This is a genomic window from Bifidobacterium callitrichidarum, assembly GCF_003129905.1.
GTDB lineage: Bacteria > Actinomycetota > Actinomycetes > Actinomycetales > Bifidobacteriaceae > Bifidobacterium > Bifidobacterium callitrichidarum.
The window spans coordinates 33641-57807 of the sequence record NZ_QFFM01000012.1 but is presented as its reverse complement, the minus strand read 5'-3'; the positions used below and the strand labels follow the sequence as shown (position 1 = coordinate 57807).

The window sequence follows — 24167 nt, the reverse complement described above, 5'->3', positions numbered from 1 at the left end:
AGTATTCGGAGCAACCATGCCCAAAAACGCAACCAAACTCACCGCGGCGATCATCCTGGCCGCACTTGCGCTCACACTGACCCCAGTCGCGCAAGCCGCAACATCCATCGAAATCCTAGCCGCACAAAAACAAGCCGAAACCGCACGAGCGAAACTCAACCAAGGTGCCATCGCCTACTTCCGGGACAAGGGAGCCGTGGCGGCGGTGAAAGTCCTCACCGATCGCAGCTCAACCAAATACCTCGACTCGGTACAAGCCGGCAGTCAGAACAGTGCAACCAACATCAGCCTGCTTCTGCGAAGCATCAACATCCTCGACGAAGCCAACGCGAAGCGCGCAACCGAAGGCCTGCCGCCACTGCAAATGTCCGACACAATCACGGCCATCAGCATCGTTGATGCCGACTGGAGCGCCAATCACATCAAGCATTCGAAACAGTACAATTCCGCGGAAAACCTCGGTTGGGCGTGGGATATCACCGATAACGTCGTTTACCGTTGGTGGGATAAAGAAAAGGTCCGATTTGAACAGCATGCGACAAAAGACGCAAGACTCCAATCGATACGTCATGACGCTTACGAGGTTGCCAAGGGCTGGCCGACCGTCTACTACGGTGTAGCCGGACAGGAACAGGAAACGCAGACCGGTCATTACGTGACCATGTCCGATTCGACAATACAGTACGCCGGGACAGCCATCAGTCATCTCGGCCGACAATATCCTTACGTCATGGCGCTCAACATGCATAACCAGCTTCAGGTTCGTTCCAACAGCAACGGTGCAAACCTGAATCTCGGCAGGACAATGACTGCCACCGCGTTCCGCGCAGACTTGACGAACTGGGTTAACACCCAGAACACAATCATCAGCAAAGCGGAAAACATGGGTCCAGCCGACGATAGTCAGCAGGACCCAAACAGCCAACCAGTCCACCGACTCTACAATCCAAACCACGGCCTGCACCATTACACGGCCAGCGATACGGAAACCGTATCGTTAATCAATTCCGGCTGGCGATATGAGGGCGTCAGCTTTACTCAGTCGAAAACCGGAACCCCGGTTTACCGTGCTTATGATCCGCGAACCGGCAATCACCACTGGACCGCCAGCCAACGCGAATACCAGGTACTGACTTGGAAGCGTGGTTGGCGTGGAGAAGGCGTCGGCTGGTATACGTCTGGGGCTGGCTCTGTAAACGTCTGGCGTGCCTATAATCCGCGCAACGGCGAACACCTTTACACAACCAGCGAAACCGAATACAGAACGGTGACTTCTCGCGGATGGCGTGGAGAAGGCGTGGCGTGGAAAGCCATGAAGTAACTCGAATAATCAGCAGTGAGATTGCGCGAAAATCTGAGTCCGCCCCACTTCGTCGGACTCAGATAAATGTCGCTATCCTAAACAACCAAAGGGCAAAAGAATCATGAAAGACAAAACCAAAATCCGCCTCTGGCCCGGTTTCCTCGCGGGAACACTCATCGGCCTGATCGCATTCCTGCTCAGCTTCGACGCCCTGCAAAGCCTATTCGTCGAGTGCGGTGCGTCGCCGTGGTTGGCGTGGGGTGGACCGATTTGCATCGACGGAACTATCTTGCTTTCAACTTGGGCTGTTTGGGGCTTCGAACGCAATGGCATCCATTACAGGTGGTATCCGTGGGCTGGTTTCATTGTCGCCGGCCTGCTGAGTATTCTCGGTAACGCGCTGCATGCTTGGATTCAGGATGGCGGCCTGTTGCCTGCTTGGGCTGGTCCTATGGTTATGGCGATTCCGCCGATTGCGCTCATGTATTCGACTCATTTGATTGTTATCGTCGCAGGTAGCCAGACGGCAGCTGAACCCACAGCCGAACCGGCTCTTGCTGCAGTAGAGGATAAGGATTCCTCCGTCCGTTTCGATGAGTTCCAGGAATGGTATCTGCGTCTCGAAGCCGCTAGGCGTTTGATGGAAAGCGTCTCGGATGATGAGGTTGTTGGCATGACTCAGCGGAAGCCCACCGGTAAGAAGAGTCGGAAGGGTACCGATACTTCATGGAGTCAGGCTCCGTTGTTTGTTGCGAAGGATGCTGTGGCTTAGTTGTTTCCGGCGTGTTGTTTCTCTCTTCACTGTATACTGTAATTGTCCACACAAAATAGAGTAAAACAAAAACGGAGAGAAAAAATGAACAACACCGCATACGACAACCTCACCCTCGAAGAGCGACTCGCAATCGTCAAAAAGAACCCGCACAAGTGCAGCATCTGCGGAAACAATGCAGGCAACCCCCAATACTGGGAGCTCGACTACCCGATTCTCATCGACGAAAACCACTATGACGAGGAACACCACACCCAGCAGACCCGCACCATCGTACGCATCCAGAAACTCAACCTCTGCGAATCCTGCGCCGGGCATGCGCTGCGATTCCGTGGACATAAGACCAACGATGAGGCAAAGGACATCACTTGGAACATCGCCTAACAGGAGCCGAAAACATGGAGTATAGCAGCTTCACGACGGCGGACGCCGCAATGGTTCTGAAAAGCACGGGCTTGTTCAAGTTCGTCGACCATCATGAGAACATCGCCAGAGGATTCGCACCATACAACATCTGCCGAGTGCGTTTTCGTCTCATCAACGGCCTGCCTGTGCTCGACTCATCAGGGCCGACTTCGCTCGGTTGGGACGCTCTTTCAACCCCAGTCGCCTGCTCGAACCCTGACCCGGGTATTGTCGCAGCATGGTTGGAAACCGAATCCAAGCGCATTGTGATTTCAGCCGTACAACGCACTAACGCGGAGATAGCAGATTCAACCCTTGCTTGGGCTGCGGATAACAGTGATTGGGAGCGAACGAACGGGCCTGATGGATTAGGCCGTATCGAACATGGCTTCAATTGGATATCCGTCATCCCCGCGTCAGACGGTACGGCCGTCATTCTTATCAACGACAAACCATACAAGAACGTTCCAAGCTTGGATGGGCTGGTTAATGGAGACCAATTAGCTGACGAGCTGCGTTCCATCATCGCAGCCCATGAAACGGCGTGGACGACAACCCTGCAACCTTTGAAGGAGCGAACGTGACGGACTTTCGTATCGGGACGAACCCGAACCACGAGCAGCTGCCGCTCTACCCGCACGCCACGATTTCATTGGAGCCGGGCGTGACGATTCTCATTGGAGCGAACGGTGCCGGCAAAACGACGCTGCTGAATCGGCTCCAGGAAACAGCTCAGGACATGGGGTGGGTTACTCATGCGATTGATGCGCGTGCCACGACCGCGAACGATCTGATCGGCCGCGCCGCATGGAGCGGTAATGTTGACTCGTTCAATCGGGCGTTCGGGGCGAAACTGTCTTCTGAAGGCCAGCAGATTGCGTATATTCTCGGCATGGAATCCCGCGCCTTATCCCGACCTTTGTCTGAAGCGGGCGACGGGCCGTTCCTGCTTGCCGTGGATGCGCTCGACTCCGGGCTGGACGCTCACGAGATTAGTGTGTTCCTTGACTCCTGTGACTGGCTGGTCAAGGAGCGAAAGGACTCGCCCACATATGCGATTGTCTCCTCGAACACGTTCGAACCAGTCGACTGGGCGAACCGGCATGATGCGACTGTGCTTGCCGCCCGCACGTTGAAGACCGTAAACCTGTCCGACTATCCGACGTGGCGGAAGTGGATTGAACATGATTCGGATGCGAAATACCGTCGCGTCGAACGCATGGCCGCGAAGGAGAATCGATGAACGCTGAAGACGAACGATTCCAACACGCCTACCTCAATCACTTCCATTACGCGGACCGAACCGACGACGGTTGGGGGCCGGACTCGCCAAGAGTCGGAGACCAAGGCGCCTTATGCCACGGACTCGACGCCGAGGAATTCACAGTGTCTGTCGAACCTCGTACTGGACTTCCCTCCCTGCATGTCGGCTCCCGTTGGATTGGCTTGTTCGAAACCGCAATCGACCCGCATATGGAGGTTATCCTGCATCAGCGTGGACCCGGTCGGGCGGAAACATATACGATCGGCGCGTTCCGGTTCGCGGACCTCACACCGCCTTACGAGGGTGTCGGTTGCGTTGTTTGGCAGAACGGGCGACTGCACGATGCTGATTCAATGCGGCCTCTTGTAGAGGAGTCCTTGGATTTGGAGGATGCGCTTATCACTCTCGGTTACGAGGCTTTCGAAGCGCCGGACGAGCCTCCGTCAGAGGATGTGCCTGAAGTAAAAACACGGCAAGAGGAGTGAGTGAGTGCGTAGAAACCAGCGAAATCAAGATAAGTCGTCCGCAGATAAGACAACGGGTAGCGGCCGCGAACCATATCGTCCTAAGTTCGATGAGGAACGCGAAATCGCGATCATCCCGCTGGATAGCGGGCCTCTCATAACCAACCAAGGACTGGTTGTCGATTCTCCGCCCTGTAATCCTCTCAAGCGCGGCGATAGCCAGCAGAAGTTGAATAATTTCGAGCGTCGTATGAATCTGTGGTATGCGCAGATAGGAAACCAAGCGCGAGAACACATGGGGGACCGTTGCCGGTACGATGCGAAGCATCTGACCGATGTTGATTATCCGGAGATAATGCATCTTGTGTTCGATCCGAAGTGGGCGTATATCGCCAATCATAAGCCGCGGAAACTCGGGGTTGTTGTAGCCGATCTGACAGCAGAAACTCAAGATTAAAGAAAGGCACGAGAGAATATGGCTTTGACCGAAGAACAGCTCGCAGACATTCGTACCCGTATCCCCGCGCGCCCCGAAACGGTTATCCCGATGCCGTACGAGGACCTGGTGCGCAAGATCCTGACCGAAGGCACCCTGAAGTCCGACCGCACCGGCACCGGCACCATCAGCCTGTTCGGCCAGCAGATGCGATTCGATCTCTCGCAGTACTTCCCATTGCTGACCACGAAAACCGTGTTCTTCAAAGGCGTCGCCTATGAGCTGCTATGGTTCCTACAGGGTTCCACGAACGTGCGCTGGCTCCAAGAGCGCGGAGTCCATATCTGGGATGAATGGCAGCTGAATGACCAGGGAGACTTGGGCCCCGTGTACGGAGCCCAGTGGCGTTCTTGGCCGGCCCCCACGCCGGAGGACCCGAACCGCACCATCGACCAGATCGCCAATGTGATGGATCTCATCAAAAACCACCCGGATTCCCGCCGCATGGTGGTCTCCGCATGGAATCCGGCCGAAGTGGAGCAGATGGCCCTGCCGCCCTGCCATGCGCTGTTCCAGTTCTACGTGGCGGACGGCCGGCTCTCCTGCCAGCTGTACCAGCGTTCGTGCGACATGTTCCTCGGCGTGCCGTTCAACATCGCGTCCTATTCGCTGCTCACGCTGATGATGGCCCAGCAGGCCGGTCTGGAGCCCGGAGAGTTCGTGTGGACCGGCGGCGACTGCCACGTGTACGACAACCACATCGACCAGGTGCTCGAACAGCTCTCACGTGAGCCGTACCCGTACCCGCAGATCGAGATCCGCAAGGCCGATTCGCTGTTCGACTACGACTACGACGACTTCACCATCATGGGATACCGGCATCATCCTTCGATTAAGGCGCTGGTTGCTGTTTGATGTTTGGTTGGTTTCGGGCGAGTCTTTCCGCCTGTTGTCATATACTGTAAACGTCCACACGTTAAGAAGTTAAAACAGCAGGAGAAAGACATTGACCGACAACGCCAGACATTTTACCGATGAGGAACTCGAATCCGCGGTCTACGAAGACACCGGCAAGATCGTCAGAAGCAAACCCGTGGGCGAGAGCCGATGGCAGACCAGGATGGAAGGCGTCGTCAAGATGGACGACGATGGCAAGTATTATCGAATCACGTGGTATCGCGGTAATACGGAAATGCAGGAGAACGAGTATTACTCCGGTGATTTTCCAGAAGTCCATCCCGTCGAGAAGATTAATGCAACCGTTGAGACCGAGTTCATGACAGCCGATGAGGCGGAATCCTATTCGGAAGAGGAATCCCTGAAGGAGTTCCTGCGACTGCTGGCCGACCGACAGCTGGACCTGCTGCGGAAACTGGAAGACGAACGCACCTCGAAGGACATGTGACCGGCAGTCCTGTTTAAGACCGTTCTGTCCACGGAATTACCTTGCCGAAAACGGTCACACTCTGAAAACGTTTGCATAATATCGTAAGGAAAACAACATGAGCAGCAGAAAACTCGTCAGCGTCCAGCAAATTATCGGCATCGACCCCATCGAAGGAGCCGACCGAATCGAAGTCGCCCGTGTTCTCGGCTGGAAGATCGTCGTCAACAAGGACATGCACCTCAAGCCGGGGGATAAGGTCGCTTACTTCGAAACTGACAGCCTCCTACCTGAAATCAACCCAGTCTATGCCCCATTCCAGTCGCGTGGTCAGAAAACCATGCTTATCGAAGGCGGTAAGGAAGTCCGTGGACACGTGTTGCGCACCATGAAACTCCGCGGCGTCTACTCACAAGGGCTCATCATGAGCTTGAACGAGCTGGGCATCGCCTCGGATACGCCGGTCGGCACTGATATCACCATGCAGACGGGCGTAGTCAAATACGAGGAGCCGATTCCGGTCGGCGGCAATCAGATCGGCCGATTCAACGCGCCCTGCGACAAGTCCGACGCTCCACGAGTCCAGTCGATCGCCGCAGTGCAGGATGAGATTTGGAATACGGTTTCCGGCAAACCCGCCAACGCCGGGTGGGAAGAACTCAAGTCTCTGAAGGCTGTGCCGACTGTGAAGGTCGATGGTACCAGCACCACCCTCTACAAGGATGGCGACAATAATCTGCACGTCTACTCGCGTAACTGGGAGTTGGCGGCGGACAGCACCAACATGCAGGTCGCATTAAGAGCCGGATTGGACACCATGCTGGAACCCGGCATGGTCTGCCAGTTCGAAATGTGCGGTCCAGGCATCCAGTCAAACCGTCTAAAACTGGCGAAACTCCAGCCGTTCGTTTTCGCCGTCTGGAAGAATCACCACAAAATCGACCGAGAGGATTGGAACCCCGGCCTGCTCGCCTGGGCTGCCCCACAGTTGGATGAAACCGAATGGGCGTTGACCGGCAGCATGGACGACATGATCCGCAAAGTCGACGGTCTACGCGGGAACGTTACGCCGAACCTGTTGGATGAGGGTATCGTCTGGCACGTTCGCACCGACCAGCAGATCAGTCCGAAGCTCGCCGCCATGCTTGGCGATAACCGGTGCTTCAAGATCATCAATAACAAGTATCTGACGAAGTACGGGCTGTAATCGCATGACCTATTTGGGATTACGTGGCAGAGGCGTACCGCCCACGTTGACAATCGAAGAATGGGCCAAACGAACCGGAATGATATTCGGCAAAGACTGGTCCATCCAACACAACGGACACGACCTCTGGCTGAACCATCTCGACAACGGGAAACCCACCAGAATCTTCGGCTCAGACGCCGAAACCGACACAACGCCGGACGGTGAAATCCTCGGCATCATCTGGAAAGGCTGGTACTTCACCACACCAGCCGCTCTAGCTGACGCATGGTGGATTCATGCCCGGTCGAAGGGATTCGGGTTATGACGGTCTCACTGGAGGAAGCCGCGTTCTATGAGTATTTCCGCTGGCTACTGCCCGACGAGCAGATCATCCAATGCGATCACAAGCAGCTTAACGGGAAGGAACTCGACCTATGGTTTCCTGAACGACATGTAGCAATCGAAATCGGCTCCTGGTTCGTCCATCAAAAGAGTGAGGACAAGGATAAGAAGAAGCGTCGTCTGGCGAAAGCCAAAGGCATTCGACTCATCAGCGTCTTCACCGGTAGGAAAGACAAGGACAACGGTTCCGACTCCATTGCGTCGAAGATAACGCGATGTCCGAATAATCCGGACATCATATGGGTCTCCTATGAGATTAGTTCCGGACACCTAAGGCGGGAAAAATTCCTGGCCATCGTGAAGACCATATGCGAAAACCTGAATCAGGAATATCAGGAACCGGATTCGACCATATGGAGCAAGATTTCCGGGAACGCCGCCAAGACTTGCGACTCAAGGTCCGACAGCGACAAGAATCTTGCCAATATCAGCAAGTCATCCGTTAAGGTTCTAGCCCAATCCATGACGGACAATTGGAGCCTGATTTTCAAACAAGTCAGCAACATACCGGCCCATGAAAAGAACGACTATGCGCTGAAGCTCATCAACCGAGTATTCCCGATTGCCTTGGGTATCGGACAATGGCCGCAGAAAACCATGCAACGTCTCATTTCGCAAGCGGAGAAGGAGTACGGTCAGACAGTGATGTTCAGCAGCGCCGAGCCGGCTGCCACCTATGCCGTGATGTGCGGACTGACACGAGCCTATGAGCAGTGCAAGACGCAGAGTCGGATTGTTTCGTTGGCTGTGGGAGCGTTGGCGGAGTCGTTTTCCCTGTAATGTTGTCGGCGCGTCTTAACTTCAATACACGTATACTGAAAATGTCCACACGTTAATACTGTAAAACGGAGAAGAAGTATACATGTCCGAAGTCGTGACCCGCCGACAACTGAAAAACCAGGCCCAGCATTCCAGCAAACCCATCATCAACCACGAGGACAATGTGTTCTCAATCATCGGCATGGGACATCAGGAAATCAAACATTCCAACTATCTCGCATATCTCCTGAACCCGCACAACAACCACGGGTTAAGACGCGGCCTGCTGAAGAAACTGTACGCATTCTGCCTCCCCGGTCTGAAACCCAGCATGGATATCAAGGTATACCGGGAGAAAGCGGACATTGACCTGCTTATCGTAGACATGGGCAACAAGGCTGTTATCTGCATCGAGAATAAGGTGTTCGCCAAACTCTCCGCCGACCAGTTGGACAAATATTACGACCATCTGAGGGCGGTATATCCGACCTATCGCAAGGCTCATGTGTTCCTGACGCCTAGCGGTCGCAAGGTAGAGAAGAAATACACCTTACGGTATAAGGAATGGTTTCCGCTCAGTTATACGACCATGGCCCAATGGATGTTTGACTGCGCTTTTACAACGAAAACATTGGAAAGCAAGCAGCCGATAATCGTACCGCGTGAAGACGTTCCACCGTTGACCGCGTTTATGATGCGCAGCTGGTTCCAACTGTTGGAGCAGGAGCAGGTTTGCGAACTGCCGGAGATGATCGTGAACGCCACGAAAAGCATCGTCGCCTTCAATGATGCAACAGCGATGACTGAACGTATAGCCGAATTGGAAGCCATTAACTCGAAACTTAACCGGGACTTAACCGATCAAAGGAACTATGTTGTCCGGTTAAAGAACAAGGGATATGGATTCCAGGAAACCGAATTGGACAAGCTTCGCATGAAGAACACGGTTCTCAACGCCCGATACGAGGAGCTGCGGACTGCTTATACACAACTAACCGAAGCCATTCGGACTGCGGCGAAAAACTAGATACTCAGGAGAAGACACATGACGACATGGTTTACAACAGATACTCATTTCGGGCATCCGCTTGTCTCCGCTTTACGCGGTTATACGAAATTCGACCCCGGCCGTCAACACTACTGCGAGCTGCTCGAATCGCAGGGTTTACAGGCGGCACATGAGTGGGTTGAACAGACGGTTCAGGATGATCGCCGCCTATCCTACGGTAAGGCCGCCGATACCGACGCACATGATGAGGCGATCATCAACAATCTCAACAGCAGCGTGCAGGCGGATGATGTGCTTTGGATTCTTGGTGATCTGGGATTCCGTACAAGCATCGACCACTTGGCCGAATGTGTGAACGCGCTCAACTGTCAGAATATTCGCGTAGTGCTCGGCAACCATGACGGCTGGTGGAAGAACGATTCGAAGGTGCGGGACAGGTTCCTGTCCGTGACGGCGAATGATGCTACGACTATCAGCGGTATCGGTGTTGTGAACCTGAGTCATTTTCCGTATCGGGAGACGTTGAGTTTCGGTTGGCCGGGGGATGAGCGGTTCTCGAATGATGCTCTATCCCGCGCACCGTATGATGTCGATACGCCTTTACTGTATGGACATACGCACCAGTTGACTCCTGACGGGCCGGATGATTTGCAGGTGAATGTCGGTTTGGATGCTTGGAATCTGCAACCGGTTTCGAAGCAGCAGGTTGTGGACTGGTTTACCGCCAAGAACGTTCTGTAAGGAGTCCTATGTCTTCGACTGAACTCTCGACGTACATCCTCCACCGTGGCACCGGTATCGATGATCCGATCGGAACCGGCAAAACCATGTGCACGTGCGGCCGCTGGTTCTACTGTCCAGACTGGCATCTGCACGGGTGCTGGACGAATAGTCGCGCCCAGTATGATGATCCGCCGTTGTCCCGAACCGATAGGGAAGTCTTTCTTCGTTTCTGTCTGTTCGGTTGTCTGCTGGAGGCGTCCGGCGTTCTGGCTCCTATCCGTTACGAGTTTGAACGCGGGCTGGAGTCGCGGAAGCGGTTCTTGTAGTTCTTGCGTCTGGTGCTTTGCTTTGCGGTTTTCGGCGTGTTGTTTCCGCCAATGATATATACTGTAACCGTCCACACAAAAAGGGTTGGTAACAACCCAAAACAGAGCAAAAGAGAAGCATCAACATGATTACCCCTGAACAGGCATTCGGCAGCACCATCCGCGCAACCTTCGAAACCGGCGCAGTCATCACCGGCCCCACCATCGTCGGCTTCGAATTCGTCGGCATCCGATACAGCGATACGCGACGCGGTTGGATTCAGCCCGTCATCACCCACAACAAGCCGATCGCAACCGTCGTCAAACTGGAACTCGTAGACGAGCCAAACAGTGAGGAAACCCAGCCGATCGAACCGATCATCCCGTTCGCAGACTCCGACATCGACTTGATTCAGAACCTCGACGACATCCAGACCGGCGACACCGTCACCACGTTCGACGGCAACCGGTACACGGTCGTCAAGGTCGGCAAGCGACACAACAAGTTCATCGTCACCTGCGACTCGGTCGACAGCACCTTCACCATCGACCGCGAAGCCATCGACTCCGCAACCCGAAGGAACCTTCGATGAAGGATTGGACTCTGAGGAGCGTCATGGTCGGAATCTCGATTCTGGCCCTGACGCTCCTCGTCGGACTCTTCGCCTTTACAGAACACTATTTCCAGTCCGATGGAACATTGGATTCGCCGCGAACCGAAGACGCCATCACCCGGTATTACCGGTTGGATGATGGTAGCCGAATTAAATGCCTCGTCGTAGACGCCGACACCACATTCCAGTCGATTTCCTGCGACTGGAATCACGTCCTGAAGAAAGTCTACTAATAATGGTCAAGCTCATTATCCTCAGAGGACTACCGGGAAGTGGTAAAACCACGTGGGCGAAACAGTATGTCGCCGCCCAGTCAACCGGCCACCCGTGGACCATCGTCTCACTGGACGACCTGCGGCTCATGTTCGCCGGCACATGGGAGAACCGGGATCGAATCCTCGCGTCCAAGCGGCGCAAGGAATTCACCCAACTCGTAGTGAAAACCTCCCGCCACACCATCGCCGACCTGCTCGACGCCGGATGGAACGTGATCGCGGACGCGCAGCACGCGCAACCGGAGTTCGCATCCGAACTCGCCCTGCTTGCCGTGAAGCATCATGCGGTTTGGGAAACCAAGGATTTCGACCAACCGTTGGAAACCCTGTTGGAACGCAACGCGCAGCGCACCGGCGGTGCCTACGTTGACCCCGAATATATTCGCAGCCAGTACGAGCGTTGCCATGCCAACATGTTCCAGCCGGTTAGTCTGCCGAACCCGAACGGCAACCTGTTGGAACGCATGCAAGCCGATCCGGACGTGCGAGTCAACGCCGTCGCCGGTGAAACCGACCTGTTCGCTTGTAACTTCACGCGCGACGCTTTCGCCGGTGGACGTTGGACGCATCGAACGTTGAACGCGCGCGGCCTGTTCCTCGACCACACTGGGCGTGTGATTATGCGTGGTTTCGAGAAGTTCTTCGCCGTTGACGAGAAGGGGGAAACCAGCCGCGAGAACGTGCTGAATCACAATGCGTATCCGGTGCGGGTTGAATCCAAGGAGAACGGTTTTCTCGGCCTGGTCGGTGCAGCCGATAAGCCGGGGGAGTTCCGTTTCTTTTCGAAGAGCGGCGCAACCGACTATTCAAAGCTGGTGGAACACTTTTTCCCGAAGGAACCGGCTGTGCGAGAAGGCTTGTGGAACATCCTCCACGACAACAATGTCACCGCATTGTTCGAAGCCATCGTCCCGGATTCAGACCGGCACATCATCCATTACGATGAGCCGGAACTTTGCTTCATCCACTTGGTCCGTAATCAGGAGAAATTCCAGATCGCAGACCAGCAGGTACAGGAGCGGTTCGCTGAAATCGGTGGATTCCATCGACCGTCCGCCTACGTCTGCAACTCTCGCGAGGAACTGGAGCATGCCATCGACCAAGCGTTTAACAGCGAACGCGAAGGCGTGGTCCTCTACTTCAACGACGGGTGGATGGTGAAGGTGAAGTCCAACCGGTACCGGCGTATCAAGTCCCTACGCCCCATGCTGCAACGTGCTCTCCTACGAGGTAAGCCGGTTCAGGGTGATGCTCGCAAAGTACTCGACTACGCGAACAGGCACGGAATCGACCTGACATGGCAGCCGCAAGGATTCAGCAGGGACGTGGATATGACGAAAGTCGGGCTGATCCTGGACGCGCTCGATTCAGCAGAACAGGTTTCCAACGAAAAGAAAGGTGCTTAATGGCGAAAAAGGAAGTACGAACGGACTTATGGGTTGCTAAGCAACTGGACGAGTGCGGCATAAAATACGACGCGCAAGGCAGCAACGTCAAGGAAATCGATGAAGCATTGAAGACAGCCTCGAAAAGAGGAACCGGAAAAGCCGGTTATCCGGAGTATGTGGCGGTTATAGGTCAGTTCGTGCTGGTCATAGAAGACAAGGCCGATCTGGATAAGCAGATACGCCTTGACGACAATGATGTGCTCGACATGTCCGTGAAAGCCGTCACCGATTATGCCGTCAACGGCGCATACTTCTACGCCAAGCACATTGCCGTAAACAGTTCGTTCAAAAAGGTCTTCGCACTAGGGGTTTCCGGTGACGAAAAACATCACCGGATCACTCCGCTGTATGTTGATGACCGCGAAGGATACAAGCAGCTTCCTGACCTGGAATCGTTCGTTTCGTTCTCACCGGACAATATATTCGAGTACTACACGCGATATGTGCTCGAAGAAGCGACCGATGTTGAAAAGACGACGGCAGAAATCCTCAAGGATGCCGCCGAACTGCATGAGGCGTTACGCACTTACGGCACCATCAAGGATCAGGACAAGCCGCTGGTCGTCGCAGGTATTCTGCTCGCACTCGATGAAATCGAATACGGCAATTTCTCCATCGACTCATTGACCGGCGATCAGACCAAAGACGCGCGAGACGGCGATAAGCTGATGAATGCCGTCAGAGCCCGTCTGACACGCTCCAATGTTGGCCCGGACGCAAAAAAGGACAAGCTTCTTTCCGAATTCTCTATCCTCCAAACAAGCTTCCGTCTCAACGAAATCAATGAGACCCTGAAAAAGACGCCGTTGAAAGCGTATACGGAGTTCCTGTACGACAAGGTGTTCCGCAGCATCAAATACCAGAAAACGTCCGAAGATTTCATCGGACGATTCTACGGCGAATTCATGAGCTACTCAGGAGGCGACGGACAATCCCTCGGCATCGTCCTCACGCCAAGACACATCTGTGACCTCATGTGCGATCTCGTCAACGTCACACCGGACGATATCGTGCTGGACCCAACATGTGGCACCGGAGGGTATCTCCTATCAGCGATGCACCGCATGCTAGCGAACGCAAAAACCGAGAACCAGCGTCGAAACATCAAGAAAAAGCAGCTCCACGGGTTCGAACTCCAGTCGAACATGTTCGCCGTAGCCTGCGCGAACATGATCCTCCGACGTGACGGCAACAGCAATCTTGCCTGCTGCGACTTCCTCAAGGAAAACCCCGCACAAGTGCAGCTCAAGGGCGCCACCGTCGGATTGATGAACCCGCCATACAGTCAAGGTTCGAAAGCCGACCCGGAACAGTATGAGATTTCGTTCGTGGAACATCTCCTGGACTCCTGCGTCGAGGGAGCACGTGTAGCCGTCATCGTCCCGCAATCCTCCATGACCGGGAAAACGAAGGATGAGGCCCGATTCAAGGAATCAATCATGCGGAAGCATACGCTTGAAGGCGTCATCACCTGCAATCCGGACACGTTCTACGGTGTCGGAACCAATCCCGTCATCGCAGTATTCACCGCAGGAGAACCACACGATCCGAGCCATGTGGCCAAGTTCATCGACTTCCGCAACGACGGTTACGAAGTCCGCGCACATGTAGGTCTCGTTGAAGGAGACTCCGCAAAAGACAAGCGCGCACACCTGCTCGACGTTTGGAATAACACAGTGGAAGCACCATCGAAGTTCTGCGTGAAATCCACCGTCAAACCAGACGACGAATGGCTCCACAGCTTCTACTACTTCAACGACGAAATCCCAACAGACGCCGATTTCGAAAAAGCAATCGCCGACTACCTGACGTTCCAACTCGACATGGTTAGCCACGGACGCGGATATCTATTCGAGGAAGGTGAGAATGCTTAGTCTAGACGATAGGGAGTGGGCTGATTTCAGAATCGTAGACTTGTTCAAGCCGGAGCGCGGTACCGAGAAAAATATGGCGTCACTTGGTTCTGGTGACGTGCCGCTTATTTCTGCGCGTAACACAGGGAACGGAGTTAAGGCATTTGTCGACGTTTCTCGTGAGCGATTGCACAATGGTCATGTTGTAACTCTGAACAACGACGGTGACGGCGGTGCGGGGCTTGCCTACTATCAGCCTATGAGTTTTGCTCTCGATACACATGTAACGGCGCTAAGTCCACGTAATCCTCTGTCTCGTCAAGTAATGCAATTCGTCGCCGCAGCGATGTCGGAGCAGCGAGCCCCATTCGGTCATGGTCATTCCATCAGCAGTAAACGTCTAAGGGCTCTTAAAGTTAGGCTCTGTTAAACCAAGATTGACATGGCCCTTATTCTCGGCTCCCCTTGTCAGGGGAGCTGTCGGCGAAGCCGACTGAGGGGTAGCCAGACATGGATTCATGTCAATCTTGGTTTAACAGAGCCTAAAGTTATGCTTCCAATCGACGATGCCGGTGAGCCGGACTGGCAGTTCATGGAGGACTACATCCGTGAACGCGAGGCCGTGCAGGTCGAGCGATGCCGTGAATTCCTGGCACGCCGACTTGAGGAAATAGAGAGAGTAACTGAGCCGGTTATTCCGCTTGATGAGAAGGTTTGGATGCCGTTCCCTCTGGCATCCATTGGCCGGATTTCTTCAGGGCGAGACATCTATGCGCAGGAACGAGAAGCCGGTCGAACTCCTTACATCACATCAGGGAGCGCGAATAACGGTATCGGATATTTCGTGAATAACATGAACGACAAGATTGATAGCGGATACATCGCCCTTAATCGTAACGGTGCTGTCGGCAAGGCTTTTTATCATCCCTACCCGTCTCTCATGGGCAATGATTGCCGGAAACTACATCTGAAGGAAGCAGACAACAACGAGTTCGTAGGCATGTTTGTCACTGTTGCTATTTCGATGCAGAGTGCTTGCTTCAGTTACAGTCGCAAACTTGGCACCAAGCGGGCCGAGCGTTTACAGGTCATGCTTCCTATGAACGATGAAGGTGAGCCTGACTATGATTACATGGAAAATTACGTCCATTCCATCATGGAACAGCAATACCGGCGTGAACTTAGATTCCTAGAAAGGAAATGCGATCTCATTAAAGATGGAAGACCACTTTCTACTCGATAAAATCTTACATACTGAATATGTCTACACAATAGTGGTTGCATAAACATATCGATAAAAGGGCTACGGTCATAAGCAGTACATCTTGACGTGCGTGGTCTATCGGAGAATGGGCTCAGCTATTTAAGCAATATGCGCACAAGTCAACCGAGTTTAAAGCGCGACGTATCCTATCTCAATCAGATGATGATTGGTCGCGCTTCGCTTTTGTCGTAGATGGAGTAGGGGTTGGAAGCTGTTGCTTCCAACCCGCGATATCGGTTAGAGCCGCTTGATTTCCAAGTCCAGCGCGGCTTCCAGATCGTCGGTTTCCTGACCGTCTGCAAGCTTCAGGACGAGCTTGTGGACGATGTCGCGCGTAGTGTAGGTCTCACCGGTCTCGTCGTTTTCACCTTGGTAGGAGTCGGGTTCGAACATGTCGAGGAGGGCCTTTTCGAGGGTTTCGTATCCGATGACCTTGCGTGTGGTGTTGTCCTCGTGGCTGATGATTTCGAAGGTGTCCATGGTTTTCTCCTTTCAAAAACCTGCTCTCTGTGTGGACAATTACAGTATATAACATAGGGATTTTCGACACGCCGAAACGTTGAAAAACCGCCATTTTCTTTTGTTTTCAACGGCAAGGGCCGCCGATACAGGCTGACGGCGGCCAGTCAATCAAAGCTTGAACGCGATATACGAACCGTTGTACTCATCCCGGAACTCATCAACCGCCTGAGAAACGTCAGACGCGGTGACACGATTGGCAAGGTCCGGCACCCTGTCAAGGCCCATCAGGCCGACGCCGGCGCGCGCGAACGGGATTCGGTTCTCATCCGGGCGGCTATCCTCTTCGGTCGGATCGTTCAGCATTTGGGAAAAGTCGATTGAGACGCCGTCGTTATCCCACACGAGGTCCTGCGTGTAAGCCTCCGAGCCGCAGCTGAAATCGTCCATCTCGCATTCGGGGACAATGGCGATACCGCTGGAATGCATGGCGTCGAGGACATCGGTTGCGGGGAGTCCGACGATATTGCCAATGTAACCCTGATACTTTTCCTGATATTCATCGTTTGCGGACAAATATTCCATGAACCTATGGGCGTCGTTGGTTTTGAGATACGCGAAGCCGAGGGCGGCGAGGGCTATGACGCGCTGTGCGGTCATGGGTTGATCGAGGTTTCCGGTTTCGTTCTTTGCGGTTTCGAGTACTTCCTGGGTGCTGATGTCGTCGATATTGCCGATGTAGGTGGCGTTCTGCATGTTGTCTCTCTCTGTCTTGTGGGTTTGTTTCAACCCTTTTTGTGTGGACAATTACAGTATAGAACACCGGGAATTAAGACACGCCGAGCCGCAAAAACAAGCCAAACCACAGCTCGCACAAACCCTCGAAAACAGCTGCGAACAATGCGCCTTCCGCAACCTATAAGCTGGAACCGCTTCAACAAAACAACAGGAAGGTTCCACATATGTCGTCGCCATACCAAAATCCAAACCCGCAGCAGCCACCGCAATACCAACAACCCAACCAATACCAACAGCCGCAGTATCAGCAGGCACCGCCCGTGCCGCAACCCGCCGCCGGATACCAACCGCAATACCCGGCCACGAACCCGGCCGACACCGGTTCGTTCGGCTGGGCCGTGCTCGGTTTCTTCGTCCCATTGGTCGGCTTGATTCTTTATCTCGTTTGGAAGACCGAGAAGCCGTTGAGCGCCAAGAAAGCCGGTATGGGTGCTCTTGTCTCGGTCATCGTCGCTATTGTCTTCTATGCCTTGATTTTCGTGATCATGCTGATCGCCGCGTCCGCCGCGAGTTCCTACTGAGTTTTGTTTTGCCCTTGGCCCGACCGTTTGCGGCCGGGTTTTCTTGTTTTTGGCGTGTCGTTCTCCCTAATGAGATATACTGAATACATCCACACGAGAAAGGGTTGGAAACAACCCCACAAAACAGAGCCAAACAACGGAGAGAGACCAACATGAACAAGGCATACAAGGCTTACCTGCAAGACGCGCTCGACCACTACATGGTCAACGACGACGAAGACCAGGCCATCCGACTGTTCCTTGAATTCCTTGACACCTATCATCCCGAAACCATTGAAAACGCCGTCGAAGAGCCCGACGCCTGGACGTACGCGGAATCCGACAACCAGTATCCGACCGTCATGATTGACAAAACCATGCTCCAAGGATTCGACATCGACGTGAGTAAGATCGAAGACCCCGAGAAACTGGCCTGCCGATGGGCCTACTACAGCGGCGAAACCGCCAACGACGAGGACAATCTCGACTACGCGCTCGATCGTGCGCTCGATGATCTGAAGATCGACCGCGAGTCCGTCTCCATCGACCGCTGAACCGAGATTGTCGACAAATATGAAGCGCTTCAAAATCAAGTATTACGAGACCTACGTCGGAGAGTTCACCGTGGAACTCGGTGAAGACGCCACCGAAGAAGACGCGCTCCACGAGCTCCTCGACCACGCCGACGAATACCGGCTCAGCCAGAACATCGACCTCACGGACAGCGACGCCAAAGTCATCGACGTCGAAACCAGCGAAACCATTTGGAAACGAGGACACCATGAACAAGCCTGATTTTCGAGACCTTCTCACACTCAAGCTGATGCACCTGCTCCATAAGAAATGGAGCGCCGGAAAACTGCAAATCAGTTACGCACACCAGCAAGTTGACACGGTGGTCTGCGACGAACTCTCCAAAAAGGACGCGGTCATGCTGGATGGCGCCGAACTCACTAGCGTCGGAAGCTACATGGGCTACGACGAGACCGGCGACTTCCCGCAACGGATCATCGGCATGCGGATCGAACTCGAAACCCTGCATCCCACCAAGTACGCCATCGACGCGGATCATCCGAACAAGATTTCCCTATATATCAACAATTGGAGTCTCGCCGATTTCATCGGCGAAACCACCGGACTGGAGGTAACAGTTTGACCGACAACGAAGCCATCTTCAAAGACCTGATCCTCGCCCACATCAGGGAGCAGCTCGCCTCGCATTTCAGCAACGGCGATCCCGTCCTGGTCCGCAATTATGTGGACGACGCGGGCGGCTATTATGATTATTCGCCTATCGACCCGTCGAGTATCAGTTTGGATGATTGCCAGTTGATCGCCTGGGAGGATATCACCGATCCGACGGATCAACAGCCCGACCGGTGCGCCTGCTCGCTGATCACCTTGTCCACTGATGGCGGCGAACCGTTCGTCGTCCTGTTGAAGGGTACTAGTCTGGGTGACATGTTGCGTGATTGGACGGGGTTGGATTATGTCGATTGATGCGCCTGAGTTCAAGCTGGTGCAGCAGTCGGCTTGTTATGAACCGTATGCGGTGGACCTGCTGGTGCGTCTCGCGGAGATGACCGTCCATCATCCTGACGATGTGTCCGGCCTGACCGCTGACGAGGTGCGTCATCTGAATCTGCCGTGCCGTTATTCGGGTTATGCGACGGATGAGGTCGATGAGTGGCTTGATGGGTTGGCGGATCGGTTGGAGGAGTTGGGGCGTTCCTGACCTGTTTTTGTTGGTTTCGGCATGTCGCAACCTCTAGTGGGATATACTGTAACTGTCCACACAAACAGAGGTTAAACAGAGAGAAACCAACATGACCATTAACAACCAGCCCGTCGTCTGCATCGACATCGACAACACCATCGCCGACTACACCGACGCACTCCGCATGTTCATCCGCCAATGCGGACGCGACGCCAACGACTACCCGTGCCCCAACCCCATCGCCTACGACTTCAGCAAAACCGCAGGCTGGCCGTTCACCGGAGACCTGAAAAGCTTCCTCTGGTGGCACAAGCGCGCAGTCGGAGACGGTCTCTACTACAACGAACAACCCTACGAGGGTGCCGTCGAAGCCATCCAAACCCTGCACGAAACCGGTTGGCGCATCATCATCTCCACCAGTCGCAAAGACGATACGCGCGGCACCACCGCCCGTTGGCTGAAAGCCAACAACATCCCCTACGACGGTCTGCACTTCGGCGACAAAACCGACATTCGCTTCAACGTGCTCATCGACGACAAGCCCGACGTGTTGGAAACCGTTTTCAACACGTATGATGCGCTGATCCTGCATCCGAACCACGAGTATTGCAAGGACATCAAGGGAACCGTCGCGTTCGACTCGTGGAGTGAGGTTCCCTTCATCCTGAATGAGGAAGAGGAATATGTCTGAGCAACGGAAAACCTTCAGCAGGGAAGAACTGCGGGAGGCTTTAAGCACCTACTTCGCCAGCAACGGCAGCATCGCCATCATCAACCCTCGCCGCATGGCCGACTATGTATTCGACCGTTACGGGAGTCGTCTGACTCCCGGATACGGGTTGTGCCGCAACTGCGGTGAGGCCGCGACCTTGGATGAGAACGGCTTGTGTCGTATCTGCGCGGAAATCATCAAGGATAGGAAGAACAGGGAATGAGCAGAACTAGGCGAGTTGACGATGGAGGTTTCGACTTGAGTCGCCGGAAAACCGTGGAACCGTCCATATTTACTAAGCCGATAATGCTGGTCAACGGCATGTCCGCGCTCATGATTGAACTCGAAGACCGAATCCTCGTGGTTCCCGCTCCGAACAAGATCGGCGACAGAACCGCCCGCAAGCTACGCCAGGTCATTCGCGAACATCCAACTTGCACCATCGGCGCCGTCGGATTGGACGATCTGAGCATGAACTTCCTGGAGAAACTGTATCTGCCGAACGGCACCTCCAACGAATGGTGCGACCTGCCGCGAGTCGGTTTCGCTCCATCCTTGGAACGATACGCCATGGCGGAACGACTGCAACTCTTGGAGCGTGCGGCACTCTACCCGGCGTTCCTCCCGTTAAACGCTAAAGGCATCGCGGAAAAGCTTGGCACGAGAATCGCATCGAATGATCTGGCCCACGCGGTCCGGGTTGCTTTGGAACGACATCACATGGAACGGTTCACAGTAGACCTATCCGGTTTGGAACATGATTCCCGCGCCGTCCTAAACGTGGCCGTCGTCCTGCGGCGCGCTATCCGCAAGGACATGAGCCTGCTTGACCGCCTCGTTATCGTCGATACAACTGGACTGGTGCGCGAGCATCTGACCGGAGTGCAGCCAAAAGTGAAAAGGAAAAAGAAAAAGGCGTAGGCCATTTTACGTGCGTGGTTATCGCAACTCATTACGAGATACATTGTCAGTGTCTACACGAAAGCAGAGTTTTGCAAGCCACTGGAGAAGCGCCAATGAACCATAAAGAATGGATACCCGACGATAAGGAAATCGAAGAATACTTCGTACGCGGAGTCGAAGAGGAATACTCATTGACCGCAAACCCGAGCCTACTCGACGCCCGCCGGGCATTCCACCGTTGGCTTGACGCACACGACCACCGTATAACAGAGCAGGCCGGAGAAACATCGTGACTGACGCGGCTGACATGCATGAATCGGTCGGGTTCGCGTTCTCCCGCACCTATCACTACAACGTGTTCGGAGCGGACGAACGCATCGAATGCGTCCTCTGGCGATTCCTCCCGAGGAAACGAAAATGGCGTCCGATCGAACGGCACGTGTACGCGACCGGACTGACCGGTCTGGGACGCCTGCTTGTCGAACGAAAAGAACGCGATTGGGCTCTCCGCTACAGGGCGAGCCGGTACGCCTGGCTCGACGGGGACTGAGCGGCGGGAACGCATGAACACCCCACATCGCATCGGAGGAGAAAGAGGACGTATGAGCGACGAATTCAAACATGATCTGGAACGCGCCATGCTCGCATGGCTGCTGCGAGAACTCGACCCCGCGCCGGATGATCCGGATCGGCCGGTCGCCGTCGTCTTCTGGGGGTCGCATGGTTTCCTTGAAGCCGCCTGCGACACATGCGGCCCGGAATGGCCGGAGACGACCATCACCTACCGGACGGCCGGCGGCGACCTGGGGGATTACGTGGTTGACCGGGATTTCGGGGATTTCGTAAGCGAACTCGCCGAAACGGATGGAAAGGACGAATCATGACGGACATCAAGGACGGCACCCCGATCAGGATCGAATACGAGAGCGGCGCGGTCCTCACCGGTCCGGCCCGGAACACGGCGGGCGGCGGACTGGCCGTCTCTCTTACGGACGGGTACGCTGTCATGTTCGTCCGTGACTTCGACGGACGGCCCGCGCACGGCGTGGTCTCGTACGGGCCCGTGGGGAAGAAATCATGATGGCCGACTACTCGCAGTGGCTCGAATCACTCGGACCCTCTGTGGAGGACGCGAACTTCGCCGCGTTCCTGTGGATCGTCTTCGGTCTGGCGATAGTGGTATTTGGCTGGCTGATGGCGGACGGCGACTTCGCGGCCATGAAGGAACTGGATGATCCGAAGGCGCGGAAGGTCATGGCACGGGCCGGCGTCGTCATCGGCCTGCTTGCCATGCTGACCGGCGCTTTGGTCATGGTGCAGGGCGTCAGAACCCGATTCGACGCCGACATGATCCGCGAATCGTCCGCCACGTTCACGGAACGCACGGAACGGACGTTCGGCGTCGATCATCTTCGATGCGCGGACGACTGCCCGGACTACGAACTACCCGACGACGGGACCGCCGTCACCTGGCTGAAGGGCGACCGCCTCGTACACGGCACGCTCGTCATCGACGGAACCATGGTGGGTCTCGCCGGACCGGACGGAACGCTGATGAAACCGGAGGATAAATGACCGACGGGAATCCCGTCATCGACGAGCGCGCCGGCATGGTCTGCGGCGCCGACCTGAACGACGTCGGCGTCCACTGGCTGCCGACCGGCAATCCGAACCACGCATGGGTCATCACCGCCGGCGGAACACGACGCATCCGCCTCTCCCGACGCGAACTCGAAGACCTGCACCGCATCCTCGAAACCCTGGAGGCGAAATGACCGCACACGACCGCAGGATTCCGCGAACGTCGGAACCGGACGAACGGATCATCCGCGTACTGCAAACCCTGCCCGACAACGAATACCGCGAACCGCGCACCGACCCGAACATCCGGTTCGAGTCGTTCGCCGATGCGATCGGGGAGTCGCGAACGAAGGACGGGATGGAGACGTCATGAACGGACTGATTGTCTTCGCGCCCGCCCTATTGTCCGCCACTTGGGTCGTGGTCGGATTCGCGTACGCATGGCGCGGGTCGAAACCTGCCGTCGCCGGATTCGCCGGAGGCGACTGGGGGCTGATTCCACCGAAGGGATGGCGGCGACGGTTCATCTGGTCGCAGGCCCTGCTGATTGCGGCCGATTCCATCCTGATGGCGGTGGCGAGCCTTGCCTATTCGAATGCGTATCTGACATCAACCGAGAAGACTCTGCTGTTCTCGCTGATGCTGTACGTCTTCCTGGATTCGGCCGCGGCCGAACAATGCGGGATACGAGGAAAATTCCGTATTCGAAGGCTCCGGTTCGCCTTGTGCCATGCAGGCGGCTCCGTGTGGTGTCTTGTGGTCTCCGTCGGCTGGAGTGCCTTTTTGCTGGCGGGGGGTCAGGCGTGAGCACCCTTGTTTATCCACCTGGAGCCTATCAGACCGGCGGCTATCAATGCCAGTACGACCAGAACGGAAATGGTCGTCCTCACGCAGGCGAACGGTATCCTATCCACCCATTCGAAAATCGTCCCGCCGGACGAAATCACCACGAAGAGCAGCAGGAGAAGCTGGAGTTTCCTCTCGCTCTCTTCGCGGATGGCGCCTGCTCTGTCCTTGGCCTGGGCGAGGGCCAGTTCAAGCCGTCCCATCATCGCGTTCCATACGGCGACCTTCGGTCCGCATTCCGGGGCGTTCATCTCCCGATCGGACACGGCGGAACGGAATCTCCGAAGCCGGGAGTGAAGATTATCCAGGGTTGTGACGTCCTGCTCGTGCCAGGAGGCCTCGGCCATGATTCGGGTGGCGATTCTGGCCATCAAAGGTTTCGCCGCCATGTAGGCGGCGGAGTCGATGGTCAGCACGTCAGCGTAGGAGGTGGCTGCGAAGGCGCCTTCCTCCCGCCACTGGACGGTCACTTTCGCCGCGTTTTCGGCATCCATCCGGTGCAATGCGGTTCCGTGATCGATTTCGCTGATATGCGGGTCGTCTCCGAGATCGTGGTCGTCGTCAACGATGGTCAGACGGATTCCGGGATTCTCTCCGGACAATTCGTATGCATTGCCGTCGTCGTCAGGCAGGATTCTCACCTTGAAGCCGAGGGAGGACGTGATGTCGGGATAATCGATGCTTCCGCCGTCCTGCGCCACTTCAAGCAGATTGGGCAATGGCACGAAAATCCTGTCAGAGGACGCCTCCATGTCGTCAAACCATCCGGCACCCGGTTCTTC

The 24167-nt window shown here is 55.2% G+C and carries 39 protein-coding genes; 36 read left to right on the top strand and 3 right to left on the bottom strand.

Features of this window, described 5'->3' with window-relative positions; all coding sequences use genetic code 11:
• Positions 1–16: 16 nt before the first annotated feature.
• The 20 genes from DF196_RS06875 (at position 17) to DF196_RS06775 (ending at position 15848) form a co-directional block, all read left to right on the top strand.
• Positions 17–1321 (top strand): hypothetical protein, encoded by a 1305-nt coding sequence (locus tag DF196_RS06875; protein ID WP_109057119.1) that lies wholly within the window; start codon positions 17–19, stop codon positions 1319–1321.
• A 103-nt stretch (positions 1322–1424) separates the two neighbouring features.
• On the top strand, positions 1425–2075 hold the full coding sequence (locus DF196_RS06870) for a DUF2637 domain-containing protein (RefSeq protein WP_109057118.1): 651 nt from the start codon (positions 1425–1427) through the stop codon (positions 2073–2075).
• A gap of 84 nt (positions 2076–2159) precedes the next feature.
• Complete coding sequence (locus DF196_RS06865; RefSeq protein WP_109057117.1) at positions 2160–2459, top strand: hypothetical protein; 300 nt, start codon at positions 2160–2162, stop codon at positions 2457–2459.
• Between the two features lie 14 nt (positions 2460–2473).
• Positions 2474–3064 (top strand): hypothetical protein, encoded by a 591-nt coding sequence (locus tag DF196_RS06860; RefSeq protein ID WP_109057116.1) that lies wholly within the window; start codon positions 2474–2476, stop codon positions 3062–3064.
• The gene (locus tag DF196_RS06855; RefSeq protein ID WP_109057115.1) at positions 3061–3723 is read left to right on the top strand and encodes a P-loop NTPase family protein; all 663 of its coding nucleotides are present in this window, start codon (positions 3061–3063) and stop codon (positions 3721–3723) included. The genes DF196_RS06860 and DF196_RS06855 overlap by 4 nt, the downstream gene beginning before the upstream one ends.
• A complete protein-coding gene (locus DF196_RS06850; RefSeq protein WP_109057114.1) occupies positions 3720–4229 on the top strand; it encodes a hypothetical protein in 510 nt (169 codons plus the stop codon). The genes DF196_RS06855 and DF196_RS06850 overlap by 4 nt, the downstream gene beginning before the upstream one ends.
• 4 nt (positions 4230–4233) lie before the next feature.
• Complete coding sequence (locus DF196_RS06845; RefSeq protein ID WP_109057113.1) at positions 4234–4665, top strand: hypothetical protein; 432 nt, start codon at positions 4234–4236, stop codon at positions 4663–4665.
• A 90-nt stretch (positions 4666–4755) separates the two neighbouring features.
• The gene (locus DF196_RS06840; protein ID WP_241519628.1) at positions 4756–5559 is read left to right on the top strand and encodes a thymidylate synthase; all 804 of its coding nucleotides are present in this window, start codon (positions 4756–4758) and stop codon (positions 5557–5559) included.
• Positions 5560–5650: 91 nt separating this feature from the next.
• A complete protein-coding gene (locus DF196_RS06835) occupies positions 5651–6049 on the top strand; it encodes a hypothetical protein (RefSeq protein WP_109057111.1) in 399 nt (132 codons plus the stop codon).
• Between the two features lie 97 nt (positions 6050–6146).
• Entirely contained in the window at positions 6147–7235 is a 1089-nt protein-coding gene (locus tag DF196_RS06830) for an RNA ligase family protein (protein ID WP_109057110.1), read from the top strand.
• 4 nt (positions 7236–7239) lie between these two features.
• A complete protein-coding gene (locus tag DF196_RS06825) occupies positions 7240–7542 on the top strand; it encodes a hypothetical protein (RefSeq protein ID WP_158276288.1) in 303 nt (100 codons plus the stop codon).
• Complete coding sequence (locus DF196_RS06820) at positions 7539–8399, top strand: hypothetical protein (RefSeq protein WP_109057108.1); 861 nt, start codon at positions 7539–7541, stop codon at positions 8397–8399. Before DF196_RS06825 ends, DF196_RS06820 begins: the two co-directional genes overlap by 4 nt.
• A gap of 82 nt (positions 8400–8481) precedes the next feature.
• A complete protein-coding gene (locus DF196_RS06815; protein WP_109057107.1) occupies positions 8482–9405 on the top strand; it encodes a PDDEXK-like family protein in 924 nt (307 codons plus the stop codon).
• 18 nt (positions 9406–9423) lie between these two features.
• Positions 9424–10128 (top strand): metallophosphoesterase, encoded by a 705-nt coding sequence (locus DF196_RS06810; RefSeq protein ID WP_109057106.1) that lies wholly within the window; start codon positions 9424–9426, stop codon positions 10126–10128.
• Positions 10129–10561: 433 nt separating this feature from the next.
• The gene (locus DF196_RS06800; RefSeq protein ID WP_109057104.1) at positions 10562–11008 is read left to right on the top strand and encodes a hypothetical protein; all 447 of its coding nucleotides are present in this window, start codon (positions 10562–10564) and stop codon (positions 11006–11008) included.
• Complete coding sequence (locus DF196_RS06795) at positions 11005–11262, top strand: hypothetical protein (protein WP_109057103.1); 258 nt, start codon at positions 11005–11007, stop codon at positions 11260–11262. The genes DF196_RS06800 and DF196_RS06795 overlap by 4 nt, the downstream gene beginning before the upstream one ends.
• A gap of 2 nt (positions 11263–11264) precedes the next feature.
• Positions 11265–12710: an RNA ligase gene (locus DF196_RS06790; protein ID WP_109057102.1), complete on the top strand. Its 1446-nt coding sequence runs from the start codon at positions 11265–11267 to the stop codon at positions 12708–12710.
• Positions 12710–14626: an HsdM family class I SAM-dependent methyltransferase gene (locus tag DF196_RS06785; protein WP_109057101.1), complete on the top strand. Its 1917-nt coding sequence runs from the start codon at positions 12710–12712 to the stop codon at positions 14624–14626. Before DF196_RS06790 ends, DF196_RS06785 begins: the two co-directional genes overlap by 1 nt.
• Positions 14619–15035 carry a restriction endonuclease subunit S gene (locus DF196_RS06780; RefSeq protein ID WP_109057100.1) on the top strand — a complete coding sequence of 139 codons (417 nt, stop codon included), beginning with the start codon at positions 14619–14621 and terminating at the stop codon, positions 15033–15035. Before DF196_RS06785 ends, DF196_RS06780 begins: the two co-directional genes overlap by 8 nt.
• A gap of 120 nt (positions 15036–15155) precedes the next feature.
• On the top strand, positions 15156–15848 hold the full coding sequence (locus DF196_RS06775) for a restriction endonuclease subunit S (RefSeq protein ID WP_158276287.1): 693 nt from the start codon (positions 15156–15158) through the stop codon (positions 15846–15848).
• Between the two features lie 258 nt (positions 15849–16106).
• Here the strand turns inward: DF196_RS06775 and DF196_RS06770 are convergent, their stop codons facing one another.
• Together DF196_RS06770 and DF196_RS06765 are read right to left on the bottom strand one after the other, a co-directional pair.
• A complete protein-coding gene (locus DF196_RS06770) occupies positions 16107–16349 on the bottom strand; it encodes a hypothetical protein (protein ID WP_109057098.1) in 243 nt (80 codons plus the stop codon).
• A gap of 150 nt (positions 16350–16499) precedes the next feature.
• Positions 16500–17084 (bottom strand): hypothetical protein, encoded by a 585-nt coding sequence (locus DF196_RS06765; protein ID WP_109057097.1) that lies wholly within the window; start codon positions 17082–17084, stop codon positions 16500–16502.
• Between the two features lie 206 nt (positions 17085–17290).
• On the opposite strand from DF196_RS06765, the gene DF196_RS06760 reads away from it, so the two are divergent.
• From DF196_RS06760 to DF196_RS06680, 16 genes are all read left to right on the top strand, one after another.
• Positions 17291–17647 carry a hypothetical protein gene (locus DF196_RS06760; protein WP_206603785.1) on the top strand — a complete coding sequence of 119 codons (357 nt, stop codon included), beginning with the start codon at positions 17291–17293 and terminating at the stop codon, positions 17645–17647.
• A gap of 152 nt (positions 17648–17799) precedes the next feature.
• Positions 17800–18180 (top strand): hypothetical protein, encoded by a 381-nt coding sequence (locus DF196_RS06755; protein WP_109057096.1) that lies wholly within the window; start codon positions 17800–17802, stop codon positions 18178–18180.
• 19 nt (positions 18181–18199) lie between these two features.
• Positions 18200–18421: a hypothetical protein gene (locus DF196_RS06750; protein WP_109057095.1), complete on the top strand. Its 222-nt coding sequence runs from the start codon at positions 18200–18202 to the stop codon at positions 18419–18421.
• Positions 18408–18782, top strand: a complete 375-nt coding sequence (locus DF196_RS06745; RefSeq protein ID WP_109057094.1) for a hypothetical protein — start codon at positions 18408–18410, stop codon at positions 18780–18782. Before DF196_RS06750 ends, DF196_RS06745 begins: the two co-directional genes overlap by 14 nt.
• Positions 18779–19126 carry a hypothetical protein gene (locus DF196_RS06740; RefSeq protein ID WP_109057093.1) on the top strand — a complete coding sequence of 116 codons (348 nt, stop codon included), beginning with the start codon at positions 18779–18781 and terminating at the stop codon, positions 19124–19126. The genes DF196_RS06745 and DF196_RS06740 overlap by 4 nt, the downstream gene beginning before the upstream one ends.
• Positions 19116–19361: a DivIVA domain-containing protein gene (locus tag DF196_RS06735; protein WP_109057092.1), complete on the top strand. Its 246-nt coding sequence runs from the start codon at positions 19116–19118 to the stop codon at positions 19359–19361. Before DF196_RS06740 ends, DF196_RS06735 begins: the two co-directional genes overlap by 11 nt.
• 91 nt (positions 19362–19452) lie before the next feature.
• Positions 19453–20034 carry a 5' nucleotidase, NT5C type gene (locus DF196_RS06730; RefSeq protein ID WP_109057091.1) on the top strand — a complete coding sequence of 194 codons (582 nt, stop codon included), beginning with the start codon at positions 19453–19455 and terminating at the stop codon, positions 20032–20034.
• Positions 20027–20278 (top strand): hypothetical protein, encoded by a 252-nt coding sequence (locus DF196_RS06725; protein WP_109057090.1) that lies wholly within the window; start codon positions 20027–20029, stop codon positions 20276–20278. The genes DF196_RS06730 and DF196_RS06725 overlap by 8 nt, the downstream gene beginning before the upstream one ends.
• A gap of 83 nt (positions 20279–20361) precedes the next feature.
• Entirely contained in the window at positions 20362–20976 is a 615-nt protein-coding gene (locus DF196_RS06720) for a hypothetical protein (protein ID WP_146194724.1), read from the top strand.
• A gap of 271 nt (positions 20977–21247) precedes the next feature.
• Positions 21248–21508 (top strand): hypothetical protein, encoded by a 261-nt coding sequence (locus DF196_RS06710; RefSeq protein ID WP_109057087.1) that lies wholly within the window; start codon positions 21248–21250, stop codon positions 21506–21508.
• A 52-nt stretch (positions 21509–21560) separates the two neighbouring features.
• Positions 21561–21842, top strand: coding sequence for a hypothetical protein (locus DF196_RS06705; protein WP_109057086.1), 282 nt, complete (start codon positions 21561–21563; stop codon positions 21840–21842).
• Entirely contained in the window at positions 21839–22039 is a 201-nt protein-coding gene (locus tag DF196_RS06700) for a hypothetical protein (RefSeq protein WP_109057085.1), read from the top strand. The genes DF196_RS06705 and DF196_RS06700 overlap by 4 nt, the downstream gene beginning before the upstream one ends.
• Positions 22036–22533: a hypothetical protein gene (locus DF196_RS13875; protein ID WP_241519625.1), complete on the top strand. Its 498-nt coding sequence runs from the start codon at positions 22036–22038 to the stop codon at positions 22531–22533. Before DF196_RS06700 ends, DF196_RS13875 begins: the two co-directional genes overlap by 4 nt.
• Positions 22530–22733 carry a hypothetical protein gene (locus DF196_RS06690; RefSeq protein ID WP_109057084.1) on the top strand — a complete coding sequence of 68 codons (204 nt, stop codon included), beginning with the start codon at positions 22530–22532 and terminating at the stop codon, positions 22731–22733. Before DF196_RS13875 ends, DF196_RS06690 begins: the two co-directional genes overlap by 4 nt.
• Positions 22730–22912 (top strand): hypothetical protein, encoded by a 183-nt coding sequence (locus tag DF196_RS06685; RefSeq protein ID WP_109057083.1) that lies wholly within the window; start codon positions 22730–22732, stop codon positions 22910–22912. Before DF196_RS06690 ends, DF196_RS06685 begins: the two co-directional genes overlap by 4 nt.
• Positions 22909–23346: a hypothetical protein gene (locus DF196_RS06680; protein WP_109057082.1), complete on the top strand. Its 438-nt coding sequence runs from the start codon at positions 22909–22911 to the stop codon at positions 23344–23346. The genes DF196_RS06685 and DF196_RS06680 overlap by 4 nt, the downstream gene beginning before the upstream one ends.
• Here the strand turns inward: DF196_RS06680 and DF196_RS06675 are convergent.
• On the bottom strand, positions 23337–24110 hold the full coding sequence (locus tag DF196_RS06675; protein ID WP_146194723.1) for a hypothetical protein: 774 nt from the start codon (positions 24108–24110) through the stop codon (positions 23337–23339). The two genes, DF196_RS06680 and DF196_RS06675, sit on opposite strands and share 10 nt — an antisense overlap.
• Between the last annotated feature and the right edge of the window lie 57 nt (positions 24111–24167).